The 16,392-nt window shown below is 42.6% G+C and carries 13 protein-coding genes; 8 read left to right on the forward strand and 5 right to left on the reverse strand.

Annotated features, from left to right (window positions below; genetic code table 11):
• The first annotated feature begins 258 nt into the window (after positions 1–258).
• The 3 genes from AB6735_RS11305 to AB6735_RS11315 are packed head-to-tail and all read left to right on the forward strand — an operon-like array spanning position 259 to position 4,273.
• Positions 259–2,610 carry a TonB-dependent receptor gene (locus AB6735_RS11305; RefSeq protein WP_370996033.1) on the forward strand — a complete coding sequence of 784 codons (2,352 nt, stop codon included), beginning with the start codon at positions 259–261 and terminating at the stop codon, positions 2,608–2,610.
• Between the two features lie 2 nt (positions 2,611–2,612).
• Positions 2,613–4,064 carry a PepSY-associated TM helix domain-containing protein gene (locus tag AB6735_RS11310; protein WP_370996034.1) on the forward strand — a complete coding sequence of 484 codons (1,452 nt, stop codon included), beginning with the start codon at positions 2,613–2,615 and terminating at the stop codon, positions 4,062–4,064.
• A 2-nt stretch (positions 4,065–4,066) separates the two neighbouring features.
• A complete protein-coding gene (locus AB6735_RS11315; protein ID WP_370996035.1) occupies positions 4,067–4,273 on the forward strand; it encodes a heavy metal-binding domain-containing protein in 207 nt (68 codons plus the stop codon).
• A gap of 240 nt (positions 4,274–4,513) precedes the next feature.
• Here the strand turns inward: AB6735_RS11315 and AB6735_RS11320 are convergent, their stop codons facing one another.
• The gene (locus AB6735_RS11320) at positions 4,514–4,870 is read right to left on the reverse strand and encodes a hypothetical protein (RefSeq protein WP_370996036.1); all 357 of its coding nucleotides are present in this window, start codon (positions 4,868–4,870) and stop codon (positions 4,514–4,516) included.
• 184 nt (positions 4,871–5,054) lie between these two features.
• Between AB6735_RS11320 and AB6735_RS11325 the strand changes: the two genes are divergently transcribed.
• A complete protein-coding gene (locus tag AB6735_RS11325) occupies positions 5,055–7,271 on the forward strand; it encodes a putative Ig domain-containing protein (RefSeq protein WP_370996037.1) in 2,217 nt (738 codons plus the stop codon).
• A 271-nt stretch (positions 7,272–7,542) separates the two neighbouring features.
• On the opposite strand, the gene AB6735_RS11330 is transcribed toward AB6735_RS11325, so the two are convergent.
• The 3 genes from AB6735_RS11330 to AB6735_RS11340 form a co-directional block, all read right to left on the reverse strand.
• Entirely contained in the window at positions 7,543–8,445 is a 903-nt protein-coding gene (locus AB6735_RS11330) for a hypothetical protein (protein ID WP_370996038.1), read from the reverse strand.
• A gap of 127 nt (positions 8,446–8,572) precedes the next feature.
• Positions 8,573–9,403 (reverse strand): sterol desaturase family protein, encoded by an 831-nt coding sequence (locus AB6735_RS11335; protein WP_370996039.1) that lies wholly within the window; start codon positions 9,401–9,403, stop codon positions 8,573–8,575.
• A gap of 623 nt (positions 9,404–10,026) precedes the next feature.
• On the reverse strand, positions 10,027–11,064 hold the full coding sequence (locus tag AB6735_RS11340) for a fatty acid desaturase (protein WP_370996040.1): 1,038 nt from the start codon (positions 11,062–11,064) through the stop codon (positions 10,027–10,029).
• A gap of 836 nt (positions 11,065–11,900) precedes the next feature.
• Between AB6735_RS11340 and AB6735_RS11345 the strand changes: the two genes are divergently transcribed.
• Positions 11,901–12,314 (forward strand): EamA family transporter, encoded by a 414-nt coding sequence (locus AB6735_RS11345; protein WP_370996041.1) that lies wholly within the window; start codon positions 11,901–11,903, stop codon positions 12,312–12,314.
• A gap of 129 nt (positions 12,315–12,443) precedes the next feature.
• Positions 12,444–14,957 carry a TonB-dependent receptor domain-containing protein gene (locus AB6735_RS11350; protein ID WP_370996042.1) on the forward strand — a complete coding sequence of 838 codons (2,514 nt, stop codon included), beginning with the start codon at positions 12,444–12,446 and terminating at the stop codon, positions 14,955–14,957.
• 73 nt (positions 14,958–15,030) lie between these two features.
• Here AB6735_RS11350 and AB6735_RS11355 read toward each other — a convergent pair whose 3' ends face one another.
• Positions 15,031–15,660 (reverse strand): DUF47 domain-containing protein, encoded by a 630-nt coding sequence (locus AB6735_RS11355; RefSeq protein WP_370996043.1) that lies wholly within the window; start codon positions 15,658–15,660, stop codon positions 15,031–15,033.
• 180 nt (positions 15,661–15,840) lie between these two features.
• Between AB6735_RS11355 and AB6735_RS11360 the strand changes: the two genes are divergently transcribed.
• Together AB6735_RS11360 and AB6735_RS11365 are read left to right on the forward strand one after the other, a co-directional pair.
• Positions 15,841–16,080, forward strand: a complete 240-nt coding sequence (locus tag AB6735_RS11360) for a hypothetical protein (RefSeq protein ID WP_370996044.1) — start codon at positions 15,841–15,843, stop codon at positions 16,078–16,080.
• 99 nt (positions 16,081–16,179) lie between these two features.
• Positions 16,180–16,380 carry a hypothetical protein gene (locus AB6735_RS11365; protein ID WP_370996045.1) on the forward strand — a complete coding sequence of 67 codons (201 nt, stop codon included), beginning with the start codon at positions 16,180–16,182 and terminating at the stop codon, positions 16,378–16,380.
• The last annotated feature ends 12 nt before the right edge of the window (positions 16,381–16,392 follow it).

The raw sequence follows: 16,392 nt of genomic DNA on the forward strand, positions 1-16,392 counted from the left end.
TTTGATTGATGGCTTTGCTATGCGCTTTTGCGTGTGCAATTGTCTGAATCAGAATTTACAGAATTTAAGGATTAACAGAATAAGTCAAAAAATCACACGGTGTGTTTTTGCATGTTAATGTTTTGCTGCATTTTGTCTACCAGAATTTTGTCAATTCTAAAATTCTGTAAATTCTGATTCAGACGACTATTCATCCCGGGAATCTCCATTATCCTAACAAGATTTTATACCGGGGTTTAGGCTCCTGATTGTTTATTCATGAAAAAATATCTCATTCTATCTATACTTTTTATAACACTTTTTACCCGGTCATTCGGCCAAATCACCTTACAGGGAACCATTACGGATGCCAATACGCATGAGGCTCTGGTGGGCGCTTCCATATGTAAGGCCGATGCCGCAACGGGTGTAAAGCTGGCCACAACCAATGCCAGGGGGCATTTTAGTATCAACGCAGAAGGCATTACCAAGCTTAAGTTTGCCATGGTAGGTTATAATGCCCGCGTTGTAGATGTGGCGACATTAAAAGGACACGATCTCGACATCACCCTCGAGCCTTCAACCGTCGATTTGCAGCCGGTGGTGGTCACCGCCAGCCGCGAAGGGCAGGCGCGTCAGGATGCGCCTATCGCCATCAGCAAAATAAATTCTACCCAAATTAAGGATACCAAAGCCACTGCCTTATACCAGCTATTGAATAAGGTAGCCGGTGTATACATGGTGAATCTAGGTAACGAGCAGCATACCATGGCCATTCGTCAGCCTATTACTTACAACGCGCTTTATTTATATATGGAGGATGGTTTGCCGATACGCCCTACAGGGATCTTTAACCATAACTCGCTGTATGAGATCAATATGTCGGGGGTTAAGGATATTGAGGTGATCAAAGGTCCGGCTTCATCGTTGTATGGCAGTAACTCTATTGGCGGTGCGGTTAACTTTATTACGCAAGGGCCGCCTACGGGTTATGCGGGTAATGTTTCTGTTCAGGGTGATAATTACCATTATCGCCGGGTTGATGCCGACGGTGGTTTTAGTCAGGGTAAGTTTGGACTGTATGTGGGCGGATATGTAGCCCACCAGAAAGACAGCTGGCAGGATTACTCCGACTTCGACAAGTACTCGGTTAACTTCAAGACCACGTATGATTTTAATGCCACCACCCGTTTAACCACGGCCGCGGCTTATAATTACCTCGACACCCAAACGCCGGGCAGTCTGGATAGCGTGCATTTTTATTGTCGTAGTTATGGCGCCAACCAGCGTTTTACTTATCGCAGGGTAAAGGCTTTCCGGGCAAGCACCCGTTTGGATCATCAATGGGATGATAAGAACAGTACTTTTGTAACCCTGTTTTTCCGCGATAACTCCACCGCGCAACTGCCCAGCTATTATATCTCCGATGTACGGGATAATACCGGTAAGTATGTAAGTTCAAACGGACAGGTGAATGATCAGAAATTCCAGAGCTACGGTTTGCTGGCTCAGCATCGCGTCGACATTGATTTTCTGCATTCGCGTTTAATTGGTGGTGTTTATATGGATGACAGTCCGAGCTCGTACTATGCGCAATACTTGAATATTGATAAAGATGTACAGAACAACTACTACACCAGCTTTACCAATACCGGCAGATATATAGATAATTATAACATCAAACTGTTCAATACTGCAGCTTACCTGCAGTATGAGATAAAACCAGTAGAAGCCCTGCGCATTGTAGGCGGCCTGCGTTACGACCGAGTGCACTATGATTTTACCAACAGCATCCCAGCGGGGCAAACCAAATACAAACAGCAGGAAACCAATAACTTTAACATCCTGGCGCCAAAGTTGGGTTTAACTTACGATCTGGGACATAACAAAGGTTTCTACGCCAACTACAGCGTAGGTTTTCAACCACCGGAAACTGGGGATCTGTACAGCTCTCGTCAGTTAACACCATTGAAACAAGCCACTTTTGATAATTATGAAGTAGGCGGATGGTTTTCGGCGTTCAATAAAAAGCTCTACTTTGAACTGAGTTTGTTTGATATGGAAGGGCATAATGAGATCATTAGTCAGCTGTTGCCCGATAATACTACCCAAAACCAAAACGCGGGGGCAACCCGTCACCGGGGTGTTGAGTATTCGGTAACCGTAGCACCGGTTAAAGAATTGACCTTCAGATTTAGCGGTACCAATGCCCGCCATACTTATGTAGAGTACAGCGAAGTACGCACCAGTAATGGCACCAGCACAGTGATCAGCTATAACGGTAACCGCATGACCAATGCTCCAGCCTGGATAGCTAATTCTGAGTTGACTTACAAACCTCAGTATCTGCCGGGTTTCAGGATAGCTACCGAGTGGCAACACATCAACCAGTACTATACCAACCCGGCCAATACCAAAACTTACAGCGGCTATGATATTTATAACCTGCGTTTGGGCTATGATATCAAAAGCAGCGTGATCAAAGGGGCGGGCATATGGTTTAACGTGTTGAACTTAACCAATAAGCTGTATGCCACTACGGTAACCAGCAACCAATACGGCGATACGTATAATGCCGCGCCGCCGCGTACGTACACTTTGGGCATCAGTTACTCTTTTTCAAAATATTGATCATGGCATCATCAGCAATAAAAAGTGGTTTTTATAAATGGCATCGTGTACTGGGCTTAATAGGCCTGGTACCGGTGATCTTTTGGACATTGAGCGGTCTGTCGCATCCTTTTATGTCAAACTGGTTCAGGCCGACTATCGCCAGGGAAGTTTTTAAACCTTTGTCGCAAAGCAAAATGCAACCGGCGCTGTCCCTTCAGCAGGTGATGGATAAGAACAACCTGCACGAGTTGCGGAATTTTAACCTCATCCATTTTAACAAAGGCACCTTTTACCAGGTGCTTGGCCGCGACAGTGTTTACCAATACTACTCGGCCACCGATGGTATACTGCTGCCCAATGGCGACGTGCAGTATGCCGAATATCTCGCCCGTTTTTTTACACAGGACTCTACATCTACCCTGAAAAGCATCCTGCTGCAAACCACTTTCGACGCGCAATATCAGCCAATCAATCACCTGCTGCCCGTTTGGAAAGTTTCCTTTAACCGCCCTGATGGAATGGATGTTTATGTTGAAACCGGCCATAACCGCATGGGCACTTTTAATAACAACACCCGCAAAGCTTTTTTGTGGGTGTTTGAGCAGTTCCACACCTGGCAGTTCCTGGCCGATATTGCCGGCGATACTTTCCGCAACGCGTTCCTGCTGGCTATTATGTGTGTGATGCTGTTCTCGCTCATCAGCGGACTAACCATCTACGGCCTGTTCTGGAAAAAGTTTAAAACCATCCAGCAAAACCGTAAAACCAAAGGCACGGAGGATAAACGCTTTGTGCACCGCTTTCACCGGCAGATAGGGATCATCGTATCTTTTGTGATGTTCACCTTTGTGGTTAGCGGGGCTTTCCACCTGATAGTAAAACTGTACCATAACGAATCGGCAAAAGCTGACTACGGACAGGTAATTTCCCGCAAGCAATTGAGTACATCAAACTTAACATTACCCATTGCCGATAGCACCATTAAACAAACGGGCCTGGTGAGCTTTAACGGCAATACCTTTTACCAGGTGGTTAACAACAAAAAAGAAGTGCTGTATTTTGATACCAAAACCGGCAAAGAGCAGGAATTGGGCGACGAGGATTATGCCCGTTTTTTAAGCAGCTATTATCACACCAAAGCTTCGGGTTTAACCACATTTAAAGGCAGGGTAAAGGTGGATGTGATCAGGCAGTTTAATAATGAGTACGGCTTTATCAACAAACGACTGCCGGTTGCACGGGTAGCTTACCCCAATGGCGATAACTGGTATATCGAAACAACTTCATCAAAACTGGCTACCAAAGTTGCCGGTATCGACAGGGCCGAGGGGCTCTCCTTTATCTTCCTGCATAAGTATTTTGGCATGAGTTGGGCCGGTAAGGATATTCGGGATATCGTAAGTATGCTGGCCGCGCTGGGTGTTTTAGTAGTATCGCTGTTTGGCTTTGCCGCATTTATAAAAAATAAGTAACTATGAAAAGATCAATCATTATTTTGTGTTTAGCTGTATGGTCCTTAGGCGCCATCACGGCTTGCAGCAACGGCGATAAAGCCGCCAAAAGTCATCAAAAGAAAAGCAAGTACACCTGCACCATGCACCCCGACCTGAGTTTCGACAAACCCGGTGTTTGCTCTAAATGTGGTATGGAATTGGTGGAAAGGGATACGACGGAGAATTAGCCCCACCCAACCCTCCCCAAAGGGGAGGGCTTTTAATATCTATAGTTACTAAGGCAAGCTTCTCAAGTCCTCTCCTTTGGAGAGGATTTAGGTGAGGCTGCCCTCTTTCCGCCGAAGGCGAAGAGAGGGCCGTCCAGCGAAGCGCAGACGGGGTGAGTCGTCGCCATTATGATTAGGACACCCGGGTGTTTTAAACTTCGTATGTCTTATCTCTTGATTCTAATTTCTTGCCTCTCTCAACTACTTCTTCCTCAACAGCGTTGTATGCGCTTTGGTATCACCCACAGCAATATCAACCCCGATAGAATCAGCATAGAATTTACCGGTGTGTGCTATCTCCATATCGCCCAGTGTTACGGTAAATTTAAAATCGTTGCCGGTTATTTTGCCGTCGTCAATAGGCAAATCGCCTTTGGGGGTTTTGGCGGTTCCGGTTAATTTATCACCTTCAATTTTAAAATTGTAAAGCAGCGGATAAACCTCACCGGTTTCAACCTTTAAGGTGCCTGTCCACATGCCCGAAAAATCGGCGATAGCTGCAAAGCTGACTAAAAAGCAGCAAATTAATAAGACGGTCGTGAAAATTGTCCTTTTCATATTGTTGTTTTTCAATACTTAAAGGTAAAATCCCTATTATAACTCATGGTGAACAACAAGTTAAATTTCAATGTATTCAGTGCTATATAATTGTTAAGCATACATTTTATTGGTTAATCCTGTATCTTAGTTGCTCCTGAATTTTCAAAAAGAGAGAACCGTTTAACCTGTAAAATTACTTTGAATGAGAAAACTATTTTTACTTGCATTGCTTGCCGCGGGCTTTTTAAGCGTCCGTGCGCAGGATGTATCCCTTGCCAAAGGTTGGAAACTGGCCGTTGGCGATTCGGCGCAATGGGCGTCGCCAACTTATAACGATCATCATTGGAAGGATGTTAATGTAGCCCAAAGTTGGGAACAGGAAGGACATCCCGGCTATGATGGATTTGGATGGTACCGGATCCATGTGGTGATCCCCGCATCGTTAAAAGAAAAAGCATTTTTGAAAGACAGCCTGCGTATTAACCTGGGCAGTGTTGATGATAATGATGAGGTTTACCTCAACGGGAAGTTGATCGGCCGGTTCGGCGGCAAAACCGGCGAAATTAAAACCGGTGCTTTTTATGGTCCGCGTACCTATACTATAGCCGCAAATAATCCGGCTATTTTATGGGATAAGGAGAATGTTTTGGCCGTACGTATTTTTGATACCGGCGGCGATGGCGGCATTTATGGCACCAACTTTAGCATAGGCATGGCCGATGTGATGGATCATGTAACCGTAAATACCGAGGCCGATTTTGAGTATGGAGAGCGTCAGAGTTTGAGCAAATCAATAAAACTGATCACCACCAATCATTATGATTACAAGGGCAAACTGGCCTTTAAAGTTACCGACCCTGAAACCAATGCCGTTTTGTACGAAAAAACAAACGATGTCACGTTTACGACAGGCAAACCATTCACTTACTCATTTGAAATAGCCCGTTTAGAAAAAAAATCATACACCATTGTTTACACCTTTACCGACGAAAAATCGGGCAAGGAAATATCTCATACGGAAACAACACCTTATCTGCTTACCCCATATCCATCGGCTAAACCAAAAATAAACGGTGCCGATGTTTTTGGCGCACGGCCGGGCCATCCCTTCTTATATCTTATACCGGCTACCGGTCAAAAACCATTAACTTATAAAGCCCAGGGTTTGCCGGATGGCTTAAAGCTGGATGCTGCTACAGGTGTTATCACCGGCGCGATAGCTCAAAAAGGTACTTATCCAGTAACCTTTACGGTGAGCAACAGACTCGGCAGTAAAACTAAAGCGTTCAGCATTATTATTGGTGATAAGATTGGTTTAACTCCTGCATTGGGCTGGAACAGCTGGAATGCATGGGGTTTAAGTGTGGACGATAAAAAAGTACGCATATCTGCAAAGGCCATGGCCGATAGGTTGAGCGCGCACGGTTGGGCCTACATCAATATTGATGATGGCTGGGAGGCCGAACATCGCCAGGCTGATGGTAAAATAGTAGCCAATAGTAAATTTCCGGACATGAAAGCCCTCTCTGATTATGTGCACAGCCTGGGCTTGCGTATGGGGATCTACTCCTCACCAGGTCCACGTACCTGTGGTGGGTTCTTGGGCAGCTGGCAGCATGAAGACCAGGACGCGCAAACTTATGGCGACTGGGGAATTGATTACCTGAAATATGATTGGTGTGCTTATTCGGAAATAGACCCGCATCCGGATCTTGCCGGACTTAAGAAACCTTACCAGGTAATGCGCAGCTCTTTGGATAAAATAAACCGCGATATCATGTACAGTCTTTGCCAGTATGGCTGGGGTAAAGTGTGGGAGTGGGGTGCCGAAGTAGGCGGTAACAGCTGGCGTACAACCGGTGATATCCAGGATACCTGGCGCAGTTTATCATCTATAGGTTTTAACCAGGACAAGGCTGCGCCATTTTCGCAGCCGGGTCACTTTAACGATCCTGATATGCTGGTGGTTGGTAAAGTAGGCTGGGGGCCAAGCCTGCATAATACACGCCTTACTTATGATGAGCAATATACCCATATCAGCTTGTGGAGCTTACTATCATCACCATTATTAATTGGCTGCGATATGGGACACTTGGACAAGTTCACCCTCAATTTGCTTACCAATGATGAGGTACTGGCCATTGACCAGGACGCTTTGGGTAAAGGCGCCAGCCAGTATGTAAAAAAAGACGATTACCAGATCTGGGTGAAGGAACTTAAAGACGGTGGTAAGGCAATCGGTTTATTCAACCTGTCGGATAAATATCAAACCATCAGCCTTGCTAAAGATGATGACGCTTTAAAAGGATACACCAAATTCAGAGATGTATGGCAGCAAAAATATATCATTTCCACCGGTAAAGATTTCAGCGCCAAAGTAGCGCCGCATGGCGTTATACTGATCCGGGTGGAGAAATAAGATTGGAAAACTAGTCAGACTTACGAAGTTTTTAAGACTTCGTAAGTCTTTCAATAATATCTGATTAAACATCATGTAATTGAACGAACGACGCAGCAATCTCATCGCGTTTCAATATGCAAGCGAAGAGATTGCCACGCTATCGCTCGCAATGACATGGTTTTTATAGTCTAAAAAAGGCCTGTCACCCCGAGCTCGTCGAAGGGCGCGCGTAGAGGCCAAGCTGCCATACTTCGATAGGCTCAGCATAAGCGCTTTTTAATATGATACCTTACTCCGGTGTTTCATAATAATAAATAGGAGCAAAAACACCTTCGCTGGTGGTGTAATAAGCTTTTCCATCGGGAGTAAACCCAATAGCTTCACCTTGTTTTTCAACCTTATAATGCAGTTCGTCCGGTTTCCGGAGCATGGTTTCCCAGATATGCTCTTTGGGTCCGCGTTTCCAGTAGTAAACCTTTTCGTAGCTTTTTAGCAATATCTGTTTCCCGTCTTTGGATATATCACCAGCAGTGATCCATTTAAAAGGCTTAAAGCCAGGGAAAAACAATTGCGCGCGTTTGGTAAGGATAACGGTATCTTTAGCGGTGTACATCAATGGCGTAGTATAAACCGATACCGTATCTTTTCTTTTGCTCACAATACACAGTAATTTTTCAACCGGGTCAAGCATCAGGGTTTCTGCATCTTTAGGGCCGTCGGGGTATTTCAGATAAAGGGGTTCAGTGTCGGCATGGGCCAGGCTGTCCGTTGCCCATGATTTTTTTTCGCGGATACGGTAAATGGTAATGTATGGCCATCTACCGGCATTGTCGCCAATATCACCTATATAAACGTAGCTTTTGCCTTTGGATGGCCCGGGGCCAACCGCAATGTCTTCGCAGTCGCGTACACCTAAATAGATGTTGTTGGCACCTGTAAAGTATATAGTGGTTTTTAATTTACCATCGGGGGTTATCGCAAAAAAACGACTGGTATCACCGCTATCGTTATGTACATAATAAATGTTGGGGTTGATGGATGAGGCGGCTATGCCCGATATCTCGTCCATCTGTTTACTTTGAAGTGTACCGGATTGGGCAACCCTGTCAAACAGCCGGTGTTTGGCAAATGCCCCTACAAAAATAATGATGACTAATGGCGCTATTAATTTTAATTTTTTTGATCTGGTCATCTTATTTATTGCAAATAATAACGCAAATTAATCAAAATATTATGAAGATAGCATTAATTAAATCGCCTTGATTATCATTAAGCGATTGGTACGCAATAAATTATCAGCTATGTAAGAGACGCTTTTTTTAATCCAGCTGTTGGGGTTTCCGTTCAAATTTCTGGAATGGCATCTTAACCGCGCCAACAAAGCTTCCGTTTAATTGCTCATCCATATGTGTGTCGATACCAAACACGGTTTCCTCTTTGCTTAGTTTGCCAAAAGTGCCAAACAGTCTGTCCCAGATGCTTAACACATCGCCATAATTGCAATCGGTATAAGGTAATTGGTAGTGATGATGTACGTGGTGCAAATTGGGCGTTATAAACACCAGGCCTACAATACGGTTAACCTTTTCGGGCAACCTGAACTGGGTGTGCGCAATGATATTGGAGAACGATTGAAATGTTTGACGTAAAATTAAAACACCGATAGCCGGACCGCAAATAAATACCCAAAGCATCAGGAAACAGGTACGTACGCCGGTTTCAAAAGGATGTTCGCGGGTGGTGGTGGATACATCAACGCTCAAATCACTATGATGTACCAGGTGAAATTTCCATAAAGCCTCAACCTTATGCATGGTCACGTGGTAAATATACTCGCATAAATCAAGCAATACAAAAAGGCTGGTATAATACACCCAGGGATTGTTATGGTAGGGGATAAAAGTGATTAATCCCCAATGATGAGCAATGGCCCATTTGGATATCAGGATGACAAAAGTGGTTAACAACAGCTGTATAGGCAACGCGGTGAAAATGAATAAAGCGTTTACGGTAGAGTGTTTCCACTTGGTGAGGGTTCCTTCTGATGAAGCCATTACCTCGGCAAACCATAAACTGGTGATAATGCCTGCATATAAAATTACCTGGGTGAGATCTTCGTGATGTGAGAAAAAGGAGCGCAGCTCTGCCATTGATTAAATTAATAGGAAGTTAAAGATAGGTTAATTTAGTATCAATCAACTCATTGATCTTTGCGTCTTCATCATTTGTTCATTTTTGGGCCTGTTTTGGGGCATATTGCCTGATGAGAAGTGGAAGGCAAAAGCAAGGGGCAAGTGCGATTCCCTCCCTCTCAAGGGAAATAGCCCATGAAAAGACAGCATCTATACTAATTCAAGAGGTGTAGCCCCTAATGGGGCAAAAAACCTTTTGGTTCTATTTCTACAAATATGTAGTCCCTACGGGACATGAAATACAGCCACATTTGCAGCTTAAATTGTTGCTCTATGTCCCGTAGGGACTACATATTTGTAGAAAATAATTGTAAAAATTTGGTGTGCCCCGTAGCGGGCTACCCCTCCTGTCATTTGATGGGCTATTACTCTTGGGAGGTAGCGAGGGGTTTATAGGATAGGCATCGCGAATTAACCCATTGAATGATTTCCTAAAAGGGATGTCACCCCTAGAGCGCAAAGGCCCTCCCACCATGCTTCGACGGAGCAGCATGACACCCTTTGGAGTAAATGGAAGGAAATTAAAACAATGCCAACAAAAAAGGCCCTCAAAGAGGGCCCTTTTTATAATACTTTTATATCTATACCTGGCTTGGTGCAAGCGCGGGTTTTATGCTTTCGGTCCGGATGATATCAGTATCGGGTTTTGATACATCGGTTAAGGCTACCTTACCGCGTTCCTTACGCAGGATGCGGTTAAATAAGGATATCTCGCGATCAAACAGGAAACGGAAAAATAATTTTGTCCATGACGTATGATAATGTAAGGTATCATAATATTCAGGAGCGGTTTTCTTGATCTCTGGTAGTTTATTCCATGGGATCGACGGAAAATCATGATGCTCGTTATGGAAACCTACGTTAAAGGCTACCACGTTGAAATTGCCATAATAGCTATAGGTTTCCTGTTCATCGCTGTGGGTAAGGTAATGTTCCTGTATCCAGCGGGCGCCCAGTGGGTGCAAGCCAACCGAGAAAGAAAAGCTTAATAGCAAAAAGGCAACTGCCGGCCAGCCCATAAAATACCATATAGCAGTAGTGAATACCGCCTGCAGTACAAAGTTGGTCAGGATCCAACCGTCAAATGGATGTATCTCTCTCAATCTGGATAAACGGAAAAGCTGGAAAACCGGAAAAAACAATAACCACAGTGCTTTGCCAAAAAAAGAGTTGCTGATCAGTTTTGCTTCCCATTTGTTGGGCAGATCGGCATCCAGTTCATGTACACCTTGAAAAGAGTGATGTTTGATGTGGTATTTTTCGAACGATATAGCGCTTGGCAATATTTGCGGTAAATTGGCAAACATAGAAGCCCAGCGGTTGGCATTACGGTTTTTAAATAACAGTTGATGAGTACATTCGTGTATCATTACAAACAAGGCATGATCGGCAAAAGCGCCTAATAAATAAGCCGCGCCAAAAATAATCCACCATGATTGGTCACGAACAAACCAGGCTAAAACCACCTGAAATGCTACCAGGCCAATAATAGCCCATATGGTTTTTGGGTTTTTACCGATAAGCTTGCGTAGTTCTGGAAATTGCTTTAAGATCTTCTTTGTGCGGATACGATGAGGTTCAGACTCCTGGGAATAAACAAAATCAGTTTTCTTAATCATATAGTGTATAAACGCTAAATATACCAATAAGGTGTTGAAAGTATCATTTTTTTGTAAAAAACTTTCGTCAAAGATCAAAAATTCATAAACAATTCACGAATATTTTATATGAAATTTACTTTGCCGATACCTGAGCACCAACGCTTTAAGTATGTTATATTTCAAACGGGAGTGTAAGCCGGCCCCGCTAAATTTCAGGCAGATGACTCAGGCTATATATTTGCATTAACACCCATAGAGACTGTTTTAATGGGGTTTTTGCGGTGATCAGATCTATAATAAGGCTTATTATAAGCGCCTCCGAAAGTGCAGAAATTTTTCATGATATTGATTAAATTGTTGTTATTTTTTATTTACAACACTTACAGTAGTTTTTACCCTTACTCCTGAGTATTTACTGGAATGCAAGCTATAACATCAATTTGTAGACATTTTGTATTCGACCAGATTTAATACAGTTTTGATCCGGAGCTTTGTGTACCAGGCTTAGGTATTCAATAAAATATTGCGTATTTTTGTATATACAGCAGCCCGGTTTTCCTGATAAAAAAGGAAACCGGGCTGTTTGGTTAAAGGAAAATACTGACCGAAAAGCGTCGTTTGATGATTAGTTATTTGAAATTCAATTATTTAATTCTTTTTAAAGTTTTCAAAACCCATCAAAAATTTGTTAAAAAGTGTTAAAATGATGTTAAAACTTACTTGAAACGGATAATTAGTGAGCTTTTTTAGCCCCTTTTTGAACAAAAAAGTGTTAAAATAACAGGTTTAAAAAGTTTTTGCACCGGAGTGAACCTATAAAAAACTTAAAACTCATAACATTAAACTTAAAAACTATGTGGTGGATATACGCTTTATTTTCGGCCCTGTTTGCAGCCCTTACCGCAATATTTGCAAAAATAGGTATTAAGGGTGTTGATACCGACCTTGCGACTGCTATACGTACGGTGGTAATATTGATACTGGCCTGGGGAATTGTGCTATTTAAAGGAAGTAATCAGGGTATCAGTAGTTTAACCAAAGTTAATTGGACGTTCCTGATACTTTCGGGCTGTGCTACAGGGCTTTCGTGGATCTGTTATTTTAAAGCCCTACAACTGGGCAAGGTATCGCAGGTGGCGCCGGTTGATAAACTGAGTGTGGCCATTGCCATTATTTTATCGGTAATTTTTTTAGGGGAACCTCTTACCTGGAAAACAGCCTCTGGAGCTTTGCTCATTATCGGAGGTACTTTAGTACTTATTTTTTAAGGGTTTTGTACCGGGTATTTTACTTTAGCTTAATCATATTGTAACAAATACACAACAATTGATAAAATTCAGTTTTTATCCAATCTTTCTTGGCAAATTCGCGGCTTGAATAACCCTTTTAGCACAGTAATGAAGCCCGTTTATATACTATTTTTATTTGTTGTATTTTTTGTAAATGCCCAGGCCCAGGTTACCCCGGCTGCCAAAGGAAAAATAAGCGGCAAAGTTACCGATGTCACTAACAAGCAGCCGGTTGACTATGCAACAGTATCCGTTTATAAGCAGGGCACGGCATCACCATTTAACGGCATCAGTACCGATACTAAAGGGAATTTTACGGTTGATCATATCCCTGCAGGCGAATACAAAGTTACGGCTGATTTTTTAGGCTACCAGCGGGCCACTATTGAGCATGTGATTGTGAAAGATGGCAATGTATCCATCGGCGAAATAAAACTGGTACCCGTACCACACCAGTTGCAGGGTGTAACTATCACGGCCAAAACACCTACGGTTGAAAATAAGATAGATAAGATGGTGTACAACCCTCAAAATGATCTGAGTGCGCAAGGCGGTGTAGCTATCGACATATTAAAGAAAGTACCTCAGATAACGGTTGATATTGATGGCAATGTGGAGTTGCAGGGTAATGCCAATATCCGTTTTTTAATCAACGGTAAACCTTCCAGCATTTTTGGAGCAAGTTTAGCCGACGCGCTGGCCAGTATCCCAGCCAGTCAGATCAAGAGCATCGAAGTAGTTACCAGTCCGGGCGCTAAATATGATGCTGCAGGTACCGGTGGTATAGTAAACATTATTTTGAAAGATAGCAGGGTAGAGGGGGTTAACGGCAGTGTTAACCTGTCGGCTGGTACACGCCGGGAAAACGGCTCGTTTAACTTGAATGTCCGCAAAGGAAACTTTGGGGTGAACGCTTTTTTCAGCGGCAATGCGCAGATCAACAGTAACTCACCCAACACCCGTAACCGTAATTCAAAAGATTCGCTGAATAATAATACCAACCTGTTTCAGCAGGGTAGTAATAATTTCAGGCGTAACGGCTATCAATCGGGCCTGAATTTTACCTGGAACATTACCAAGCACGACGATCTGAACGCCTCTATCGGCTTCAATCATTTTGGTAATCATAGCGGTGGCTTAACCAATGAAGATTCGCGTAAAACAGACCCCAGTGGAAATTTACTGTCAGATACAAGCGATATCCGCAATTCCAACAGTAAATTCAACGGTACATCTACCGATGTGAGTGTGGGGTACAAAAAAACGTTTGATAAAGAAGGGCAGGAGCTTAATGTGCTGTATACCTCCAGCTTTGGTAACAATAGTTTCAGCTCTTTTCAGCAGCAGGACTATTTAAACAATGTTAAACCTTCAACAGGGATATCAAATACCAACCCGGGTAAAGATCATGAAACCACCGTTTCTGTTGATTACACGCACCCTGTAAGTAAAACTTTTACTGTAGAAACAGGTGGCAAACTTGATTTTAACAATATCAATAATAGTGTAGCTACTTCTGTACTATCGCCTGATGGGGTGTTTGAACTAAGTCCGGGCCAAACCTATAGCTTTAAGTATGATCGTAAAATATATGCTTACTATTTGTCGGCCTCAGCATCGTTGTTTAACAATTTCCTGGATGTGAAAGGTGGTTTACGGAATGAGTACACGGTTACAACAGCAGATTTTCAGGGTGTTAATATCCCAAACTATAATATCCTGGCGCCATCGCTGGTATTCTCACATAAGCTGGATGCTACGCAATCTATCAAGCTAAGTTATACCCGCAGGATACAACGCCCGGATTATGGCGATCTGAACCCGTTTCTGAATATCAGCGATGTGCACAATATCAGCACCGGTAACCCAAACCTGAAACCGGAAAAGGGCGATAATTTTGAACTGGGTTATAATAAAAGCTTTGATAAAGGAGCTAACATTAATATTGCTGCCTTTTATCGCCGCAATACGGATGATATACAGTCGTTCACAACATTTTACTCTACGTTGGATGTAAATGGTACTACTTATACCAACGTATCCTATAACCAGCGATACAATTTAGGATCAGAGACGCGTGCCGGTATTAACATTTATGCTTCGGTACCTGTTACCAGTAAATTAAGTTTGCGTACCAATATGATCTTTAGCGACAGAACCAGCAATAACCCGGGTTTTACAAGCGTAAGCGCTTTTGCTTATCGCTTAAACCTGAATGCGCAATACAATTTTGGGCATGACCTGAGCGCGGAGTTTTTTGGTAATTATAATTCATCGCAAAAGGGTATACAAGGTACTAATCCTAAATTTGTGTTCTACAATCTGGCGATGCGTAAAATGTTCATGAACAAAAAAGCCAGCATCGGGCTTACTGCATCAAATCCGTTTGCCAAGTATGTTAGTCAGAGTTCATCAACTTTTGGAAACGGTTTTTATCAAACCAATCTGCGATTGGTACCGGTGCAGTCATTCGGTATAAGTCTGAGCTACAAATTTGGCAAGCTTGATTTTAAGAAAGACAACAGGGATAATAAAGAGGATGATAACATGAATAACAGTTCTGATAATCCACCTTCTACAGAAAAGCCTAAAGACAACGGCGGCGGCGGCAAAAGCAAGTAAAGCAAAAAGCGATGCTGAACTTATTTCAACATCGCTTTTCGTTTAACAGCTTTAAGAAAATAGCTATATATCTTTATCCGTTCTTGATCAGGATGCTTTCAATAATCAGGGTGGCATCTTCACAACTGTCTGTAGCGGTTTCCATCGCCATAAATACGTCGGTGTATTTAATGAGTTGTATGGCATCCTTTTCATTGGCCAGCAGATCGGCAAAAGCTTTATTATAAACAGTATCGGCCTGATATTCGAGTTTTTTGATACTGGCGCAAAGCTCAAATATCTGTGCCGAATTACCCAGGTTGTTCATGGCGTTGATCGCTTTTTCGAGCTCGGTGCTGGTTTGTAGTATCAAGTTGGCCAAACTCAGCATAGGTGGCGTTATTTTAGGTACATCATATAAATGTATGCGGCGCGATGCCATGGCTATGCTGTCGGCAACATCGTCAATAGCGGCTGCCAGATCGCACATATCCTTACGCTGAAACGGCGATATGAGCTGTTTGCCCGATTCTGAAAATACCAAATGGGTAATTTCGTAGCTTTTTATCTTTAATTTATCAATATGTGTAAAGTTATACTTTTGCTCAAAAACATCTTTTGAATTTACGGCCATATCAAGCAGTTTAGCCATTTCGGCTACATTGGCTGCCGCCCTATTAAACAGGTCATAAAAAATTTTATTGGAATTTGGAAGTATCGACATACACTAAACTTTATGATCCTTTTTAATATCATCAAACTAAACTATTGAATTTTAGCTGATTAACTTGCCTGGATCCTTAATGATATTTTGGTTAAATGTAGATATTAATTTGCGCTTAAAGGTCATGTTATTGTTAACGTAATGTTAATTTAATATTATTAATTGGCGTATATTTATAGCATGTCCAAGCACCATTTACCAACTTATGTTATTGTTGAGTTGTTGATAAGGCTATCTCAATATAATTATTTGATAGGTGATTACAGGAACCATAGCGCGTTTGATACCGGTGTTATGGTTAAAACTTCTGGAGGGAGTATCAGTTTCCCAACCCATATAGTGCTTCGGCAGTTTGAAGATCCCACTACAATTAGCGATGATGAATTGTCGCAAATGGCCTTGCGTTTCAGAAAAGCTTAATCCGCTTCACCGTTCAGTACTTATAATACTCTGTAACATTTGAGCAGGGGTAAAACAATATGCCTGTACGCTGCATTATATTTATATAAGTTCATTATTATGAAACCCGCTGATAAACACTATAAATTTATAAACAGTAAAACTGGTTATGTAATTTATTATCATTCCATAAGCGGCAACCATACCGCCGAAGAGATCAGGGCCGAACTACAGGAAATAAAAAACAGGGTAGCTATTCAAAATGGAATATACTGCGAAACCATTTACTGGGAAGAGTTCAAAGACGATGTTAATGTTTGAGCTTAACATCTG

Source organism: Mucilaginibacter sp. RCC_168, from assembly GCF_041355315.1.
In the GTDB taxonomy this organism is placed as follows: domain Bacteria; phylum Bacteroidota; class Bacteroidia; order Sphingobacteriales; family Sphingobacteriaceae; genus Mucilaginibacter.